The 16,853-nt window shown below is 69.4% G+C and carries 18 protein-coding genes and 1 pseudogene; 15 read left to right on the forward strand and 4 right to left on the reverse strand.

Translation table 11 applies throughout. The features are described from left to right. Window positions 1–56 precede the first annotated feature (56 nt). From BM417_RS04105 to BM417_RS04125, 5 genes are all read left to right on the forward strand, one after another. Complete coding sequence (locus BM417_RS04105; RefSeq protein WP_245821681.1) at window positions 57–1,784, forward strand: S8 family peptidase; 1,728 nt, start codon at window positions 57–59, stop codon at window positions 1,782–1,784. A 68-nt stretch (window positions 1,785–1,852) separates the two neighbouring features. Next, on the forward strand, window positions 1,853–2,494 hold the full coding sequence (locus BM417_RS04110) for a hypothetical protein (protein WP_093588336.1): 642 nt from the start codon (window positions 1,853–1,855) through the stop codon (window positions 2,492–2,494). Window positions 2,495–2,510: 16 nt separating this feature from the next. After that, complete coding sequence (locus BM417_RS04115) at window positions 2,511–3,413, forward strand: LysR family transcriptional regulator (protein ID WP_093588337.1); 903 nt, start codon at window positions 2,511–2,513, stop codon at window positions 3,411–3,413. Window positions 3,414–3,482: 69 nt separating this feature from the next. After that, window positions 3,483–4,478, forward strand: a complete 996-nt coding sequence (locus BM417_RS04120) for a YeiH family protein (RefSeq protein ID WP_093588338.1) — start codon at window positions 3,483–3,485, stop codon at window positions 4,476–4,478. A gap of 30 nt (window positions 4,479–4,508) precedes the next feature. Beyond that, window positions 4,509–5,042 (forward strand): cysteine dioxygenase family protein, encoded by a 534-nt coding sequence (locus BM417_RS04125; RefSeq protein WP_093588339.1) that lies wholly within the window; start codon window positions 4,509–4,511, stop codon window positions 5,040–5,042. Here the strand turns inward: BM417_RS04125 and BM417_RS04130 are convergent. Beyond that, window positions 5,029–5,643, reverse strand: a complete 615-nt coding sequence (locus BM417_RS04130; RefSeq protein ID WP_177320266.1) for a TetR/AcrR family transcriptional regulator — start codon at window positions 5,641–5,643, stop codon at window positions 5,029–5,031. The genes BM417_RS04125 and BM417_RS04130 overlap by 14 nt on opposite strands. 74 nt (window positions 5,644–5,717) lie before the next feature. Here BM417_RS04130 and BM417_RS04135 point away from each other — a divergent pair, with 74 nt between their 5' ends. The 7 genes from BM417_RS04135 to BM417_RS04165 are packed head-to-tail and all read left to right on the forward strand — an operon-like array spanning window position 5,718 to window position 12,529. Further along, a complete protein-coding gene (locus tag BM417_RS04135) occupies window positions 5,718–6,383 on the forward strand; it encodes a 3'(2'),5'-bisphosphate nucleotidase CysQ (RefSeq protein WP_093588602.1) in 666 nt (221 codons plus the stop codon). Beyond that, on the forward strand, window positions 6,380–7,267 hold the full coding sequence (gene cysD, locus BM417_RS04140; RefSeq protein ID WP_218164313.1) for a sulfate adenylyltransferase subunit CysD: 888 nt from the start codon (window positions 6,380–6,382) through the stop codon (window positions 7,265–7,267). Before BM417_RS04135 ends, cysD begins: the two co-directional genes overlap by 4 nt. After that, window positions 7,267–9,042, forward strand: a complete 1,776-nt coding sequence (gene cysC, locus BM417_RS04145) for an adenylyl-sulfate kinase (RefSeq protein WP_093588341.1) — start codon at window positions 7,267–7,269, stop codon at window positions 9,040–9,042. The genes cysD and cysC overlap by 1 nt, the downstream gene beginning before the upstream one ends. 58 nt (window positions 9,043–9,100) lie before the next feature. Then, window positions 9,101–10,156, forward strand: a complete 1,056-nt coding sequence (locus BM417_RS04150; protein WP_218164314.1) for a DUF1214 domain-containing protein — start codon at window positions 9,101–9,103, stop codon at window positions 10,154–10,156. Further along, window positions 10,153–11,301, forward strand: a complete 1,149-nt coding sequence (locus BM417_RS04155; protein ID WP_093588343.1) for a sulfotransferase family protein — start codon at window positions 10,153–10,155, stop codon at window positions 11,299–11,301. The genes BM417_RS04150 and BM417_RS04155 overlap by 4 nt, the downstream gene beginning before the upstream one ends. Continuing rightward, entirely contained in the window at window positions 11,301–12,080 is a 780-nt protein-coding gene (locus BM417_RS04160) for an SDR family oxidoreductase (RefSeq protein ID WP_218164315.1), read from the forward strand. Before BM417_RS04155 ends, BM417_RS04160 begins: the two co-directional genes overlap by 1 nt. Continuing rightward, window positions 12,077–12,529, forward strand: a complete 453-nt coding sequence (locus BM417_RS04165) for an SRPBCC domain-containing protein (protein ID WP_093588345.1) — start codon at window positions 12,077–12,079, stop codon at window positions 12,527–12,529. Before BM417_RS04160 ends, BM417_RS04165 begins: the two co-directional genes overlap by 4 nt. Here BM417_RS04165 and BM417_RS04170 read toward each other — a convergent pair. Next, complete coding sequence (locus tag BM417_RS04170; protein WP_093588346.1) at window positions 12,519–13,364, reverse strand: aminoglycoside phosphotransferase family protein; 846 nt, start codon at window positions 13,362–13,364, stop codon at window positions 12,519–12,521. The two genes, BM417_RS04165 and BM417_RS04170, sit on opposite strands and share 11 nt — an antisense overlap. Window positions 13,365–13,536: 172 nt before the next feature. On the opposite strand from BM417_RS04170, the gene BM417_RS04175 reads away from it, so the two are divergent. Next, the gene (locus BM417_RS04175) at window positions 13,537–13,854 is read left to right on the forward strand and encodes a hypothetical protein (RefSeq protein WP_093588347.1); all 318 of its coding nucleotides are present in this window, start codon (window positions 13,537–13,539) and stop codon (window positions 13,852–13,854) included. Beyond that, a complete protein-coding gene (locus BM417_RS04180) occupies window positions 13,851–14,141 on the forward strand; it encodes a hypothetical protein (RefSeq protein ID WP_143138490.1) in 291 nt (96 codons plus the stop codon). Before BM417_RS04175 ends, BM417_RS04180 begins: the two co-directional genes overlap by 4 nt. Here the strand turns inward: BM417_RS04180 and BM417_RS04185 are convergent. Both BM417_RS04185 and BM417_RS04190 read right to left on the reverse strand, forming a co-directional pair. Beyond that, window positions 14,138–14,542 (reverse strand): annotated as a pseudogene (locus tag BM417_RS04185) (phosphate ABC transporter ATP-binding protein); the annotation flags it as partial. The gene BM417_RS04180 and the pseudogene BM417_RS04185 sit on opposite strands and share 4 nt — an antisense overlap. 389 nt (window positions 14,543–14,931) lie before the next feature. Then, window positions 14,932–15,570: a TetR family transcriptional regulator gene (locus BM417_RS04190; RefSeq protein WP_093588349.1), complete on the reverse strand. Its 639-nt coding sequence runs from the start codon at window positions 15,568–15,570 to the stop codon at window positions 14,932–14,934. A gap of 74 nt (window positions 15,571–15,644) precedes the next feature. Between BM417_RS04190 and BM417_RS04195 the strand changes: the two genes are divergently transcribed. Then, window positions 15,645–16,853: a cytochrome P450 gene (locus BM417_RS04195; protein ID WP_093588350.1), complete on the forward strand. Its 1,209-nt coding sequence runs from the start codon at window positions 15,645–15,647 to the stop codon at window positions 16,851–16,853.

Consider the following 16,853-nt stretch of genomic DNA (forward strand, 5'->3'; position numbering starts at 1 on the left):
GCCCCTGCACCCGCGCGAAGTGCGCGGGCAACGCCCGCTTAGGAGTTGGAGGAATCGTGTTCCTGGGTTCACGATCACGCCTGCGGACCGCGGTCATCGCCGCGGCCGTGGGCGCCGGTGTGCTGACGGCGGCCACCCCCGCCGCGGCGGCACCCGCCGCAGGTACGCGTGCTTATCTGGTCATCACGGCGCCCGGTGCCACGGCCGGTGCCGCGACGGCGGTGGGCAGCAACGGTGGCACGGTGTGGACGAGCTACGACGCCATCGGTGTCATCGTCGCGCACTCGGGTGCCTCTGACTTCGCCACCAAGATGCGCGCCATCAGCGGTGTGCAGAAGGTCGGTGCCACGCGCACCAGCGACATCCCCGCCGAGGCGGCGAACCCGCCGCTTTACCCTGCGCAGACGCAAAGCGCTCCGTCAACCAGTGAGCCGGTGCGCACGGACATGGCTCAGATCGGCGCCGACAAGGCGTGGGCAGTCAACCAGGGCTCGTCCAGCGTCACGGTCGGTGTGCTCGACACTGGCGTGGACGACCTGCACGACGACCTCAAGGCGAACTTCGACGCCGCCAACTCCGCGTCCTGTGCCTACGGCAAGCTCGACACCCGCGCTGGTTCGTGGCGTGACATCGACGGCCACGGCACACACGTCGCCGGCACGATCGCGGCGGCCAAGAACGGGCGAGGCGTGGTCGGTGTCGCTCCCGGCGTGAAGATCGCCGGCGTGCGGGTCGCCGAGAGGTTCGGCGCCGACGAGTCGCTGTTCTTCCCCGAGAACACCATCTGCGCCATGGTCTTCTCCGGTGACCGCGGCTTCGAGGTGACCAACAACAGCTACTACACCGACCCGTGGTTGTTCAACTGCCCGGACAACGCCGACCAGGACGCGATCCTCGAAGGCGTGAAGCGCGCGGTGGCCTACGCCGAGGGCAAGGGTGTGCTCAACGTCGCCGCGGCGGGCAACGAGAACTACAACCTCGCGAGCAAGAGCAGCGACGCGACCAGCCCCAACGACTCCACTCCGGCGACGCGCACGATCACCAACGCCTGTCTGAGCGTCCCGACCGAGGTCTCCGGCGTCGTCAGCGTCGCGTCGATCAACTCGAGCAACGCCAAGTCGATCTTCTCGAACTTCGGCACCGACAAGATCCACATCTCGGCGCCCGGTGACAACGTCTACTCCACGACGCGCGGCGGCAAGTACGGCTCCAAGTCCGGCACGTCGATGGCCTCCCCGCACGTCGCGGGTGTCGCCGCGCTGCTCAAGTCCACCAACCCCACCGCCACCCCGGCCCAGCTGCGCACGCTGCTGGCGACCCAGGCGGACGACCTGAGCTGCTCCGACAGCCGGTGCGCCGGCACCACGGCGAAGAACAACTTCTTCGGCGAGGGCCGCGTCGACGCGCAGGCCGCGGTCGGCACCGGCACGCCTCCCGGCAACTCGTTCGAGAACACCGCCGACGTGGCCATCCCGGACGCCGGCGCGGCCGTGACGAGCTCGATCACGGTCTCGGGCGTCACCGGCAACGCCCCGGCGACGTTGAAGGTCGACGTCAACATCGTGCACACCTACCGAGGTGACCTGGTCATCGACCTGATCGCCCCGGACGGCACGGCGTACCGGCTCAAGGCTTCGAGCAGCAACGACAGTGCCGACAACGTCGTGGCGACCTACCAGGTCAACGCGTCGAGCGAGGTCGCGAACGGCACCTGGAAGCTGCAGGTCAAGGACGTCGCGGCGCAGGACACCGGCTACGTCGACTCCTGGAAGCTGACCTTCTAGAACGGCATTCGGACGAACCTCGGCGGCCACGGCTAACTAACGTCCCTGCCTGCAGCGATAGCAGTGACGTGGAACCCGATCTGTGGTCGTCGGCCGCCGAGGCCCTCGACGAGCACGAACACGCCCTCGTGATGGCCCGGCTGGCCGGCACGGTCGTCGGTCCCGGCCAGACCGAACGGCTCGCCAGGGGTGAGCGCGACGTCGTGTTCCTGCTGCCCGACCGGCTGGTGCTCGTGCGGCCGGAACCGTTCTGGACGGGTTCCTACGAACGCGGGCAGATAGTGCGCATCATGCTCGCCGCCGGGCACGTCCAGTTCGACATGACCGGCGGCGACAGCCTCGAGTTCTGGATCGACACCGAACTGTCGCCCGCCGAGCCGTTCGTGGAGCAGGCCGAGATCTGGCTGGCCCCGCGCAAGAGCTCGACCAGCGGCGCGGTCATCGGGTTCGGGCTCGCGATCGTCCTCGCGCTGCTGTTCGTGCTCGGGCCGGTGGACCTGATGCCGTCGGACGACCGGCTCACCGTCAAGTCCAGCTGCGGCGACTTCCTCCGCGCGGGCCTCGACGAACAGGTCGAGCTGCTCAGACGGCTGTTCGGGCAGGTCGGCAGACCCGACGAGGCGAACAAGCCGATGACGCTCGACGCCTCCCGGCGGCACTGCGGCGAGCACAACGGCGCGACGCTGGACTCGCTCGTCACCGGGAAGTAGGCCCTATCGTTCGGGAATGTTCGACACCCGCCAGCTCGAGGTCTTCGCGACGGTAGCCAGAACCGGATCGTTCAGCGCCGCCGCTCGACTGCTGCACTGCACCCAGCCCGCCGTCAGCCAGCAGATGCGTGCGCTGGAACGGCAGGTGGGCGGGCCGCTGTTCGTGCGGACGGGTCGCGGGCTGCACCTCACCGAGGCCGGGCGGATCCTGGCGGAGCGCGGATCGGACCTGCTCGACCAGCTGGCTACGACGCACCAGCAGGTCAGCGCGATCGCGACGCACGACATCGGCACGATCCGGATCTGCGCGTTCCCCAGCGCCAACGTCTCGCTGGTGCCCGCGGCGGCGGCGATCCTGGCCGAGGAACGGCCTCAGCTCCGGCTCGAGCTCGTCGAGGAGGAGCCGCCGGACTCGTTCGCGCTGCTGAGGCGCGGTGAGGTCGATGTGGTGCTGAGCTTCAGCTACCTCGACGAGCCGCAGGACGAGGCCACGGTCAACGGCATGCTGAGCGTGCCGTTGCTGCGTGAACCGCTCGCGTTGCTCGTGCCCTCGGGGCATCGGCTCGCCGGCCGCGAGCGCGTGTCGTTGTCCGAGGCGGCTGAGGAACGCTGGATCGCCGGTTGTGTGCGGTGCCAGCGCGCGTTGCACCTGGCGTGCGGGGCGGCCGGGTTCGTCCCGGACATCACCTGCTCCACGGACGACAACCTGGCCATCCAGAGTCTCGTCACCGCAGGTCTGGGCGTCGCGCTGGTGCCGAGGCTGCTGTTGTCGTTCCTGAAGCACCCCGGTCTCACCGTGGTCGAGGTCGAGTCGGCGGCGCAACGGCTCACCTCGCTCTACACGTGGCCGGACCTGATCAAGCTGCCGATCATGCGCGCGACCGTGGACGCGTTGATCTCCGCGTCGGCCAAGGCATAAGCGCGCCTTATACGCCCCCAACAAATGGCCATCTACTGCGCATAGCCCGCACTGGTCATCGTTGGCGGTATGGGCATCGTCAGGACCTCTCCGCGCACGACCGACTCGGTGCTGCCCGGCCTGGCCCTGGTCGCGGGCGGTGTCGCGGTCGCGATGGTCGTGTCCTGGCTTCAGCCCTCGGTCAGCGCGCTCACGGTCGCGGTGCTGCTCGGTGCGGTCGTGGCCAACGTCGTGACGCTGCCGCGGTCGGTCACTCCGGGCGTGAAGCTCGCCGGACGTCGCCTGCTGCGCCTCGGTGTCGTGCTGCTCGGGCTGAAGCTGGTCTTCCAGGACGTGCTGAAGCTCGGCTACGAGATCCTGCTGCTCGCGGTCGTCGCCGTGGTCGTCACGTTCGTCGTGACGCGCTGGCTCGGCCGGGTGCTCGGGGTGAGCGAGGGCCTGTCGTTGCTGATCGCGACCGGGTTCTCGATCTGCGGCGCCTCGGCGGTCGCCGCGATGAACAGCGTGCGCGAGCAGGACGAGGACGACGTCGCGAAGGCGCTCGGCCTGGTCACGCTCTTCGGCACCGTCGCGATGTTCAGCCTGCCCGCGTTGTTCCCGCTGACCGGCCTCACGCCCGCGCAGTACGGGGTGTGGGCGGGTGGCAGCGTGCACGAGGTCGCGCAGGTCGTCGCCGCGGCCGGACCCGTCACCGGCGCGCTGGCCATCGCCGTGGCGGTGAAGCTGACGCGGGTCGTGCTGCTCGCGCCGATGCTCGCCGCCGTGAGCTTCGCCGAACGCCTCAAGTACCCGGCGTCCGGGCAGCGTCCGCCGCTCGTGCCGTTGTTCGTGCTCGGATTCCTGGCCATGGCGGCGATCCGCGCCACTGGTCTGCTGCCCGACGTCGTGCTGTCTGCGGCGACGTTCGTGGACAACGTGCTGCTGGCCGCGGGCATGTTCGCCCTCGGCACGGCGGTGCGCCTGCGTTCCCTCATCCGCTCCGGCCCGGCCGTGCTGTTGCTGGGCCTGCTCTCGACCACGGTGATCGTCGTCCTCGTGCTGACGGGCACGGTGCTGATCGGCTGATCTCCCCGTTCCTCGAAGGAGGACCCGCTCATGACGCACAGCCTGCTCTCCCCCACGGCCACGCTTCTGGTGGGCTCGCTCCGGGCCGCGATCGCGCGCGGTGGTGACGACGCGGCCGTTGCCGCGCGGGTGTCCAGGACGCTCGAAGGCCACCTCACCGACCCGTTCCTGCTGAGCGCGGCGCAACGGGAACCCGACCCGAACGCGTACCGCCAGCACGTCCTGCACGTCGAGCCGGACGGGACCTTCTCCGTCGTCGCGCTGGTCTGGTTGCCGGGCCAGGAGACGTGCATCCACGACCACGTCTCTTGGTGCGTCGTCGGCACCTACGTCGGCGAGGAGGAGGAGACCACCTACCGGTTGCGCGGCGATCGGCTGATTCCGTTGCGCTTCACCAAGACCCCGGAGGGCGTCGCGTCGTACCTGGTGCCGCCGGGCGACATCCACAAGGTGTGCAACAACTCCAGCTCCGTGGCGATCTCGATCCACGTCTACGGGGCCGACGTCAGCGTGCTGGGCACGAGCATCCGGCGACGCTACGACCAGCTCGTCATCGGGCGATGACGCCCCGTTCGATCGCACCGGTGGCGAACTCGATCAGCTGAGCCGGCTTGACCCGGTTGATCCGCGCGCCCTGAAGCAACAGGTCGTCGGCGAGACCGATCAACGAGTCCCAGACCCAGTGCGGCAACGCGGGATCGTCGATCAGCTCCTGGCCGCACGCCTCGGCGGTCTCGGTCAACGCCTTCGCGAGCGCCTTGAGCGTCTTGCGGTAGTCCTGCGCCGATCCGGCGACCTCCTTGCCGCGGCGGCCGCCGGAGAGCACCTTGGCCTCCCACTGCGCCGCCGAACGGCCGAAGCGCCGCCACAGGTCGGTGATCTGGGGCTCGATCTCCTTGAGCACGCCCGCGATCCCGAGGCTCCGGTCCACTTGGGCGAGGGTGCGTTGCAGGTCGTCCAGGCGGCGTTCCATCAACGCCGCGAAGACGTCCTCCTTGCCGGAGAAGTACTGGTACACGGTGCCGGAACTGACTCCCGCGCCGACGGCGATCGCGCGCATGGTCAGACCCGCGTAGCCCTGCTCTTCGAGGATCAGCTCGGCGGACGACAGGATGTCGCGCCGCCTGCCCTCCGCGTCACCCCAGGCCGTTTGCTCGGTGCTCACGATCCGCAGCTTACTTTGAACAACGTTCAGAAGCATATTGAACGTTGTTCGGTTTGGTCGCTACGCTGCGGTGCATGGCGGAGAGCGACGCGGAGCTGGCCAGGCGGCTGGCGACCGAGACAGGCAGGTTGCTGATCAGCGTCAGACCCGGCGACGGCGATCATGTCGCGCAGCTCTTCCTCGCCGCGCAACTGAACGAGCACCGGCCAGGGGATTCGGTGCTGTCCGAGGAGGCAGCCGACGACCCGCGCAGGCTGGCCGCCGACCGGGTGTGGATCATCGACCCGCTGGACGGCAGCCGCGAGTACGCCGAACCCGGTCGCACCGACTGGGCCGTGCACGTGGCGCTCTGGGAACGCGGTGAGCTCGTGGCCGGAGCGGTCGCGGTGCCCGCACTGCCCAGGACTCCACGAATCTCGCACCGCCGGCTGCGGATCGTGGTCAGCCGCACCCGGCCGCCCGCGTTCGCGCAACGGGTCGCCGAGGCGATCAACGGCGTGCTGGTGCCGATGGGCAGCGCGGGTGCGAAGACGATGGCCGTCGTGCGCGGTGACGCCGACGCCTATCTGCACGCGGGCGGCATGTACGAGTGGGACACGGCGGCACCCGTCTTCGTGGCCCGCGCGGCCGGGTTGCACGCCTCGCGCGTCGACGGGCGACCGCTCGTCTACAACCAGCCCGATCCGTGGCAGCCCGATCTGCTGATCTGCCGTCCCGAGCTCGCGGGGGTGCTCACGTGAACCACCTCGACCAGCTGGAAGCCGACAGCATCGACATCTTCCGCGAGGCCGTGGCGGAGGGTGAGCGGCCGGTGCTGCTGTACTCGATCGGCAAGGACAGCTCGGTGCTGCTTCACCTGGCGCGCAAGGCCTTCTACCCGTCGAAACCGCCGTTCCCGTTGCTGCACGTGGACACCACGTGGAAGTTCCGGGAGATGATCGAGTTCCGGGACAGGACCGTCGCGGGGCTCGGCCTGGACCTGATCGTGCACCGCAATCCGGACTGCGTGGCCGCGGGCATCAACCCGTTCGACCACGGTTCCGCGCGACACACCGACCTGTGGAAGACCCAGGGGTTGCGGCAGGCACTGGACGAGCACCGGTTCGACGTGGCGTTCGGTGGCGCCCGGCGCGACGAGGAGGCCTCGCGCGCCAAGGAAAGGGTGTTCTCGTTCCGCACCGCGCAGCACCAGTGGGATCCGAAGAACCAGCGGCCCGAGCTGTGGCGGCTCTACAACACGCGGGTCGCGCCCGGCGAGAGCATCAGGGTGTTCCCGCTGTCGAACTGGACCGAGCTCGACGTGTGGCGCTACGTCGAGCGCGAACGGATTCCCGTTGTGCCGCTGTACTTCGCGGCGCGGCGGCCCGTGGTCGAGCGGGACGGCGCACTGATCATGGTCGACGACGACCGGATGCCGTTGACCTCGGAACCACGCCAGGAGCTGGTCCGGTTCCGCACGCTGGGCTGCTATCCGCTGACGGGCGCGGTGCGCAGTGAGGCCCGCACGGTCGCGGAGATCGTCGAGGAGATGCGGACCGCGACGACCTCGGAGCGGCAGGGACGGGTGATCGACCACGACCAGAGCGGGTCGATGGAGCGCAAGAAGCGGGAGGGGTACTTCTGATGGAGCTTCTGCGGTTCATCACCTGCGGCAGCGTGGACGACGGGAAGAGCACGCTGATCGGGCGCCTGCTGTACGAGTCGAAGCTGCTGTACGCCGATCACCTCGCGGCGTTGGAGGCGGATTCGAAGCGCGTCGGCACGCGCGGCGGTGAGCTGGACTTCGCGCTGCTGGTGGACGGGCTGGCGGCCGAGCGCGAGCAGGGCATCACGATCGACGTCGCCTACCGGTTCTTCGCGACCGAGGCGCGGCGGTTCATCGTCGCGGACACCCCGGGGCACGAGCAGTACACCCGCAACATGGTCACCGGCGCGTCCACCGCCGATGCCGCGGTGATCCTGCTCGACGCGCGCAAGGGCGTGCTCAGTCAGACGCGCCGGCACGCGCGCATTGTGTCGTTGCTCGGAGTTCGGCAGGTCGTGGTGGCCGTGAACAAGCTCGACCTCCTCGACTACTCGCAGGACGTCTTCGAGGAGGTCAGCGCGTCGTTCGCCGAGTTCGCCGCGGTTCTGGACTTCGACGAGATCACCTGCGTGCCGATGTCCGCCACCGAGGGCGTCAACGTCGTCGGGCGCAGCGAGCTCACGCCCTGGTACGACGGGCCGACGCTCTTGCAGTGGCTGGAAACGGTCGAACCCAGCGTGCGACGAGCCGGTCCGTCCCGGTTCCTCGTGCAGTGGGTCAACCGGCCGGACGCGACGTTCCGCGGGCTGTCCGGGCGCGTGCTGGGCGGGACGCTCCGGCAGGACGAGACAGTTCGGCTCGGCAACCGGACCACCACCATCGCTCGGATCGTCACGATGGACGGCGACCTGACCGAGGCGCCGACCGGATCGTCGGTCACCGTCGTGCTCGCGGACGACGTAGACGCCAGCCGGGGCGACGTCCTGGGCGACGCGCAGGATCCACCGGGCAGCGCGGACTCGTTCCAGGCGCGGCTGGTGTGGCTGCACGAGAACGGGTTGCTGCCCGGCCGGCAGTACCTGGCGAAGATCGGCGCGCGCACGGTCGGGTTCACGGCGACCAAGGCGTTAGGGCTCAACGAGATCGGCGTCGACACCGTGCACTTCGACGTGGCGGTGCCATTCGAGGGCTACCGCGCCAACCGCGATCTCGGCTCATTCGTCGTGCTCGACCGGCTTTCCAACGCCACGGTCGGCGCCGGGATGATCGACTTCGCGCTGAGCCCGTCGAACGTGCGCTGGCAGACGCTCACCGTCGACAAGCAGGCCCGGATCGCACGCAACGGGCACCGGCCGTGCGTGGTGTGGCTGACCGGGCTGTCCGGCGCGGGCAAGTCCACGATCGCCGACCTGGTCGAGAAGACGCTGCACGCCGAGGGCAGGCACACGTTCCTGCTCGACGGCGACAACGTCCGGCACGGGCTCAACTCCGACCTCGGGTTCACCGACGCCGACCGCGTCGAGAACATCCGGCGCATCGCCGAGGTCGCCGCGCTGATGGTCGACGCGGGCCTGATCGTGCTGGTCTCGTTCATCTCGCCGTTCCGGGCCGAGCGGGCGCTGGCCCGGGACCTCGTCGGCGGTGACGAGTTCTGCGAGGTCTTCGTGGACACGCCCTTGGCCGTGGCGGAGCAGCGCGATCCGAAAGGCCTGTATCGCAAGGCGAGGCGGGGCGAGCTGGCGAACTTCACCGGTATCGACTCCCCCTACGAACCGCCGGTGGAACCCGAGATCCGGCTCGACACGACGACGCTGAGCCCGCAGGCGGCGGCCGACGCCGTGGTGGCGCGGCTTCGCACGCTCGGCGTCTGTTGAACGTTGTCCAAAATCGTGTACGTTCAGCTAGAACACGTTCTAAATTCGGGAGGAAGTCGTGCCGGATCAGGCGTGGTCCCAGTTCTGCCGGGCGTTGGAGAAGGCCGGTGAGGTCGTGCTCTCCGACCAGGCACCGGACACTCCGCTGGACCGCGCGGAGGGCTACCGGTACCTGGCCCGGCTCACCCGCGAGATGCTGTACTCCTGCCTGGACAACGCCGATCCCGACTTCCCGCGCTTCCACGAGCTGGACCTCGTGAAGATCGGCGCGGACAACCCGGACAACGTCTACCTGTCCGCGAACATCCGCGGCGACCGCACGTACCGGATCACCGGGACCCGCGGCACCATCGCGTACTTCAGCATCGGCTCGAAGGCCAACCGGTACGCCAAGGACGGCACGATGGCGTCGACCGGTGAGCTGTCCGACGCCGGCCTGACGATCGCGCCGGACGGCACGGTGGAGATCATCGCGAGCGCTGCTCCCCAGGACGGGAACTGGCTGCCGCTCGCCCCCGACTCCACCGGTCTGGTGGTGCGCCAGACCTATCTCGATCGCACCACCGAAGTTCCCGGTCGGTGGCACATCGAGCAGGTGGGCGGGCCGGCCGAACCCGCCGCGCTGACGCCCGAGTTCCTGGCCAAGGCGTTGCAGCGGGCGGCGTTGTCCGTGCACGGCACGGCGGCGACGTTCGCGCACTGGACGCGCACGTTCATGGCTCGCCCCAACGAACTGCCCGACTTCGGCCAGGAGATGTTCCAGCGAGCGGGCGGCGATCCGGAGATCTTCTACCTGCACGGGTACTGGGTGCTCAAGCCCGGCGAGGCGTGGGTGATCGAGACCGACGTGCCGGACTGCCCGTACTGGAACTTCCAGCTGGACAACTGGTGGATGGAGTCGCTCGACCATCGCCGCAGGATCACCGTGAACAAGCACACGGCGTCGTTGTCCGGCGGGCGGTTGACGATCGTGGTCGCCGCCGAGGATCCCGGTGTCGGCAACTGGATCGACACCTGCGGCCACAGTTCCGGCACCGCGTTGCTGCGCTGGCTCGGCGCGGCCGAACACCCGATCCCGAAGTGCCGTGTGGTGCCCCTGGAGGAGATTCGATGACGGTCACGACCGCGCTGAACGTGCCGGAGTTGCTGGAGAAGGCGTCCGCGAAGACCGGACTCTCGGACTTCGGCGACGACTGGTTCCGCGAGCCGCTGGACGTGCTCGTGCGCAGCCTCAACACCGAGGCCGCGTTGTCCCCGTTGGGCTTTGAACTGACCAAGCACCGGCTGACCGCGCTGCTGTCCGACCGGTTGCGGCTGCGGGCGTTGCAGCGGTCGAACCCCGAGGTGCTCGACGTCGAGGTCCGGGTGGCCGCCGAGATCTGCGGCCTGCCGCGCACCGGTTCGACGCTGCTGCACCGGCTGCTGGCGGCGTCGCCCCAGGTCACGTCCACGCTGTCGTGGGAGGTCGCCTACCCGCTGCCGTTCCCCGGCGAAGGACCGGACGCCGAGCAGCGCAAACGCCGCGCGCAGGAACGCATGGCGATGTTCTCGCAGCTCTCCCCCGACTTCGGCGACCTGCACACCGTCGTGTGGGACGGGCCGGAGGAGGACGTGATCCTGCTGGACCGGACGTTCGTGTCGATGAGCTTCGACTCGTTCTACTGGGTGCCTTCCTATGGAGACTGGCTGCGGGCCGCCGACCAGCGCCCCGCCTACCGCGAGCTGCGCGAGTGGTTGCAGGTGTTGCAGTGGCAGAACACTTCCCGCTCGTTGCCGTGGGTGCTCAAGTCGCCGCACCACCTGACCGCCGTCGACACCGTGCTGGACGAGTTCGCCGACTGCAAGATCGTGATGACGCACCGTTCGCCGATCAACGCGGTGCCGTCGTACGCGTCGATGGTGCGCGCGATGTCCTCGCAGTACAGCGAGAACGTCGATCCGGTCCGAATCGGACAGTACTGGTCCGGCCGGTTCTCCCGGACGTTGCGGGACTTCGCCGCGGCCCGGTCCGCGCGCCCGGACCGGTTCGTGGACGTGCGGTTCGCCGACACCGTCAGCAAACCGCTCGACGTCGCCCGCGAGGTGCTGAACGCGCTCGGCCTGCCGGCCGGTCCTGCCGACGAGGCGGCGTTCGAGACCTACCTGGCGCGCAACCGCACCGAACGGCACGGCTCACATTCCTACACGCCACCGGACTTCGGGCTGTCCGAGGACCAGTTGCGTCGTGACTTCGCCTTCTACTCGGAGGTCTACCTGTGATGCTGCAAGACGAGGTCGTGGTGATCACCGGCGTCGGTCCCGGCCTGGGCTCGAAGCTCGCCGTCCGCGCCGCCGCCGAGGGCGCGAAGGTCGTGATGGCCGCCCGCTCCGCCGACGTGATGAAGCAGGCGGAGAAGGACATCGTCGCCGCCGGTGGCGAGGCCGTCGGCGTGCAGTGCGACGTGCGGAAGCCCGAGCAGGTGGCGGAGCTGGTCGAGACGGCCGTGGCGCGGTTCGGCACGATCACCGGCCTGGTCAACTCGGCGTTCGGGCACCCCGGTTGGTTCGACCTGCTGGAGACGCCGGAGAAGGCGGTCCGCCGGTCGATGGACATCATCCTGTTCGGCGCGCTGAACGTGACCCGCGAGGTCGTGCCGCACATGAAGGCCGCCGGGCGCGGGTCGATCGTGAACGTGGGCACCATGACGACCCGCAAACCGATGCGCGGCGAAGGCGGCTACGCCGTGGCGAAGGCCGCGATGGCGACCGCGACCCAGTTCCTGGCCCTGGAACTGGGCGAGCACGGCATCCGCGCGAACCAGGCCGTGATGGGCTGGCTGGACGGACCGGGCGTGCGCTTCTACCTCAGGTTCACCGCCGAGGCACGCGGGATCTCGGAGCAGGACGTCTACGACGAGATCGCCGCCCGCAACCCGCTGGGCCGCATCCCGACCGACGACGCGTGCGCCGGCGCGGTGCTGTTCCTGTTGTCCCGGCACGCTTCCGAGGTGACCGGCGCGGTGCTGGACGTCAACGGCGGGGAGTACATGCCGTCATGACTCACCTCATCGAGTCCGTGGTCGTCGAGATCGACGCGCCCGCGTCGTTCGTGTGGGACGTGCTGCTCGACTACCCGCACTATCCACAGTGGAATCCCTACACGCTGGCGGTCGCCACGACGTTGGAGATCGACTCGCCGATCGACCTCACGCTGCCACGTCCGGACGGCGGCGAGGGGACGTTCATCAGCCGCGAGTACATCCGCGAGGTCGAGCCGCCTCGGTTGCTGCGCTACGACACCGGTGACACGTTCCCCGGCCTGCTCGGCACGCGTGACCAGCTGATCACGCCGCTCGGGCCGGAGCGGTGCAGCTACCGCACCTTCGAGACGTTCACCGGCAAGTACGCCGACGCGGTTTTCGAGGCACAGCGGACGTACGTGAAGAACGGCTTCGACTCCGTCGCCCACGCGCTGCGCGACCGGGTCGTCTCGCTGCTCAGAGTGTGAGCAGCTCGTCGATCGCCGCCTCGTCACCGTCGTGGGCGAGGTGCGCGATGGCGAGCATCGGCGCGATCGCCTGACTCCAGGCGAACAGCCGGTCTCCGTCGAGCCCGCACGCGGCCGCCACGGCCTCACACCGGGCTCGTACTCCCTCCTGCCCGGCTCCGGCCACCACCAGGTCGGCCGCGTCGAAGCAGGGATCACCCAGGCACGCCTTGGGATCGATGGCCATCAGCCCGCGCTCCCCGCCGTCGAGCACGTTGCCCAGGTGCAGATCACCGTGCAGCAGGACCGGTGAGGTGTCTGTGTCCAGCAGCTTCTCGCACCGCGCGATCGCCCGGCTCCACATGGCCTCGCTGATCCGCGCCCCGATCACCGGTTCGGCCAGCCGCCGCCCGATCCGTTGGAAGGACTCCTCACACCGCCCGCGCAACAACCCCACCGGCCGCGCCGGCACACCGTGCAACGCCGCCAGCAGATCGGCCCACCGGCCGGGCAGCGTGGCGAACGGCATGTCCTCGGCGAGCGTGCCCGGCCGCACCTCTTCGAGCACGACCGCGTCCCGTTCCTGGGCGAGCACCGCCGGAACCCGCCCCGACGACGCGAACAGCGCGAGCATCTCGCTCTGCGCGGCCAGCAACTCCCCGTCCGGACTGAGCTTCAGCACCGCCGGCGTGCCGTCGGCCCACGTGCACCGCAGCACCACCGACACCGCACCGGGTTCCAGCGCCTCCCCCGGCACGAGCCCCCACCGCGCGCTCAGCCGGTCCACCAGCGCCGGCACGTCCGCGCACCAGCCGGCGACCTCCGGCCCGAACCGCCGGGCCAGCCGCGCCGTCATGCTCGCCTGATCTTCCACCGGCCCGACGCTACCGCCCACCAGCCGAACAGGACGACCGGCCCGGCCACCAACGCGAGAACCCTCATGTCCCGCAACGCCAGGAGACCCGGCCCGGTCCCAGGTGAGTAGTTGTACCGATGCCTCCCGCCGCAACCACCGGCACTCTCGACGTGTGACCGAAACCGTCAGTGGCCGAGCAGCCGGACTGGCCGGCTTCGCCACCGCCTTCCTCCTGCTCGTGTTCACCTTCGTCGCCTTCCAGAACGACGCGCTGAAGTCGTTGGGCTGGCAGGGCGGCGAGTACGCGTACGCGTTCATCTTCGTCGCGCTCGGTTCGGCGGTCCTCGGGGTGGTGCTGAAGGCGGTCGCGCCCGCGCCGTGGCGGTCGGCCGGCACCGGGCTGATCCTGGCGGGCACACTCGGCGTGGTCGTCGTCGTCGCGTTGATCATCGCGTTCGTGTACGCCCTGTCGAACCTCTCGGTCCCGTGAACGCCCGACTTGCCTCGGTGACCGGGTTCGCCGTCCTCTTCCTCCTGCTCGTGCTGGTCTTCGCCGCCCAGCTGGCCAACGCGCTGCGACCCATCGGCTGGGAGGGCACCGAGTACCTCGTCACGTTCTTCTTCGTCGCGCTCGGCGCGGCCCTCATCGGCCCCGTCGTCAAGGTGGCCGCGCCCCGGTGGCGTACCGCGGCCAACGGCATGACCCTGGCGGGCGTGATCGGGCTCGTGCTCTTCGCCGCGCTCATGGGACTGATCTACTGGGGGCTCGGGGGCTAGCCGAACCGGCCGTGCACGTAGTCCGCGGTGCGCTCGTCCGACGGTGCCTCGAAGATCCGCTTCGTCGGGCCGGACTCCACGATCACACCCGGAGTTCCCTGCTCCGCCAGGAAGAACGCGCACTGCTGCGACACCCGCGCCGCCTGCTACATGTTGTGCGTGACGATCACGATGGTCACCTCGTGGGCGAGCTCGCCGATCGTCTGCTTGATGCGGCGGGTGGACGTCGGGTCGAGGGCCGAGCAGGGTTCGTCCATCAGCAGCACCTTGGGCCGCACCGCGAGTGAGCGGGCGATGCAGAGTCGTTGCTGCTGGCCACCGGACAACGCGCCACCCGGCTGGCGCAGGCGGTCGCGAACCTCGTTCCACAGGCCCGCTTTCGACAGGCACTCCTCGACCAGAAGTCGCCGTTGGTAACTGCGACACCCGTCGAGCTGCCATCGCCACGACCACTCCTGCGAGTCCCTGGTCAGCAGCGCACGACCGTTCGCCGGCAGTTCACGCAGCTCGGTGACCGCTTTCGCGCATTCGCCGTCAGTGGGATACGGCGTGGCGGCTTTTCCGATGCCGCGATTGTTCGCCGACAGCAGCCGCCAGGTCACGCCACCCCGGCTGCGGATCTGCAGATCTGGAAACGGGCAACCGCCATTGCGGTTCTCCCATCACTGGTTTCGGCCCCGACGCCACTTGGAATGCTTCGGTTCCGACATTGACACCAGATCAAGGACCAGCCTGCAGGAGGTAACCCGTTTCCTCACTACGGACTGCGTGACCATTCGTGACCGTTCGGCTACAACATCCGCGACAGGCCGCGCAGCGCGGTGGCGATCTGCTCGCGGTGCCCTTCCAGCGTCTCCCTCGTGACGCCGTCGGCCGCGGCCGTCGCGACGTCGTCCGTGGCGATCTTGAGCACGGCGCTCATGGCGGCGGCCTGCACCCGGACCTCGATGGCGTCGCGTGCCAGGCCCGCGCGTTCGGCGAGCACCTCCCCGAGCGCGTTCTCCGCCCGTTCGCGCAGCATCAGGTAGGCGGCGCGCAACGCCCGTTCGCCGTGGGTCAGCCGCACGACGGCGAGCACCGCCTCGATGTCCTCGTCGGTGGCCGCGTCCAGCAGCGGGCTGTAGGCCTCGCGCAGGTGGTCGATCAGTTCGAGCTCGCGCGGCCAGTCGTGCAGCACCCCGCAGAAGGCGTCGACCATCTTGGTGAGCAACGGTTCGACGCAGCTCTCCTTGTGCGGGAAGTAGCGCCAGAACGTGCGTTCGGAGACGCCCGCGGCCTGCGCGATCTGCTCGCCCGACGTGGCGGCGACGCCCTGGTCGGCGAACAGCCGGACCGCGTGACGCGAGATGTCGAGGCGCTGACGCTGACGTTGCTCGTCGCTGACCGGCGGCCTGCCCCGGCGAGGCTTTTCTGTCGCAACGTCCGTCATCGGGCGATTTAAGCACGTCACCCGACCCGGAACATTTATTGGCACCATCTGCCAACAAGCGCTACGGTCGGTGCATGAGCATTGACGCAGAGCGCCTGAAGCTGCCGCTGGCCAGGCCGAACGTCCTCGATCTCGCTCCGCTCTACGAGGTGCTGCGACGCGAGGCACCGATCGCGCCCGTGACGACACCGGCCGGCGACCCCGCCTGGCTCGTGACCCGGTACGAGGAGGTCCGCCTCCTGCTGGGCGACAAGCGCTTCGGCCGTTCACACCCGGAACCGGAGAAGGCCTCCCGCATCTCGACCGCCGCCGTCCAGGACGGCCCGACCGGCGAGTACGCGACCGAGGAGGCCGACCACACGCGCATGCGCCGGCTGCTGACGCCCGCGTTCTCCGCCAAGCGGATGCGCATGCTGGGCGACAACATGGAGGAGCTGGTCGACGCCTGCATCGACCAGCTGATCGCCGAGCACTCGTCGACCGGTGTGGCCGACCTGCACCACGGCCTCGCGTTCCCGTTGCCCGTGGCCATGATCTGCCGTCTGCTCGGCGTGCCGGAGGAGGACAACGAGAAGTTCGCGTCGCTGTCCGAACGCATGGCGGGCACGGAGATCGGCGAGGAGGCGCACCAGGCGCGCGAGGAGTTCTTCCGCTACATGGTCGGCCTCGTCGAGAGCAAGCGCGGGGCGCTCGGCGAAGACGTGATCTCCGACCTCGTGCGCGCGCAGAGCGAGGACCCGTCGTTCGACTACGTGGAAATGGTCCGGCTCTGCGTCGGACTGCTGTTCGCGGGCCACGAGACCACCGTCAACCGCATCGGTCTCGGCGTGCTGTTCCTGCTCACCGACCGCTCACGCTGGGACGCGCTCGTCGCCGACCCGGACGGCCGGGTCGACGCGGTGGTCGAGGAGGTCATGCGCCTCGGCGCGCCCGGCGACCTCGGCCTGCTGCGGTACGCGCGGGAGGACGTCGACATCGCGGGCGTGACCATCAAGGCCGGCGACGCGCTGGTCCTCTCGACCAACGCGGCCAACCGCGACGCCTCGGTGTACTCCGAGGCCGAGGAGTTCAACCCGGACCGTCCGGAAAGGACACACCTCGGTTTCGGCCACGGCGCCCACTTCTGCATCGGCGCCTCCCTGGCCCGCACCGAGCTGCGCGTGGTGTTCGCCGCGCTGGCCAAGCGCCTGCCGTCGATGCGGCTCGCCAAGGACCTCGACTCGCTACAGGTCCGCGCGACGCTCACCGGTGGCGTCGCCGAGCTGCCGATCACCTGGAGGTAG

Source organism: Lentzea waywayandensis, from assembly GCF_900115955.1.
GTDB classification, from domain to species: Bacteria; Actinomycetota; Actinomycetes; order Mycobacteriales; family Pseudonocardiaceae; genus Lentzea; species Lentzea waywayandensis.

Coding starts and splice junctions, on each gene's coding strand:
- BM417_RS04195 (WP_093588350.1), top strand. CDS start 15,645: ATGAGCATTGACGCAGAGCGCCTGAAGCTGCCGCTGGCCAGGCCGAAC.
- BM417_RS04190 (WP_093588349.1), bottom strand. CDS start 15,570: ATGACGGACGTTGCGACAGAAAAGCCTCGCCGGGGCAGGCCGCCGGTC.
- BM417_RS04125 (WP_093588339.1), top strand. CDS start 4,509: ATGACGCACAGCCTGCTCTCCCCCACGGCCACGCTTCTGGTGGGCTCG.
- BM417_RS04115 (WP_093588337.1), top strand. CDS start 2,511: ATGTTCGACACCCGCCAGCTCGAGGTCTTCGCGACGGTAGCCAGAACC.
- BM417_RS04170 (WP_093588346.1), bottom strand. CDS start 13,364: ATGACGGCGCGGCTGGCCCGGCGGTTCGGGCCGGAGGTCGCCGGCTGG.
- BM417_RS04160 (WP_218164315.1), top strand. CDS start 11,301: ATGCTGCAAGACGAGGTCGTGGTGATCACCGGCGTCGGTCCCGGCCTG.
- BM417_RS04155 (WP_093588343.1), top strand. CDS start 10,153: ATGACGGTCACGACCGCGCTGAACGTGCCGGAGTTGCTGGAGAAGGCG.
- BM417_RS04135 (WP_093588602.1), top strand. CDS start 5,718: ATGGCGGAGAGCGACGCGGAGCTGGCCAGGCGGCTGGCGACCGAGACA.
- BM417_RS04120 (WP_093588338.1), top strand. CDS start 3,483: ATGGGCATCGTCAGGACCTCTCCGCGCACGACCGACTCGGTGCTGCCC.
- BM417_RS04165 (WP_093588345.1), top strand. CDS start 12,077: ATGACTCACCTCATCGAGTCCGTGGTCGTCGAGATCGACGCGCCCGCG.
- cysC (WP_093588341.1), top strand. CDS start 7,267: ATGGAGCTTCTGCGGTTCATCACCTGCGGCAGCGTGGACGACGGGAAG.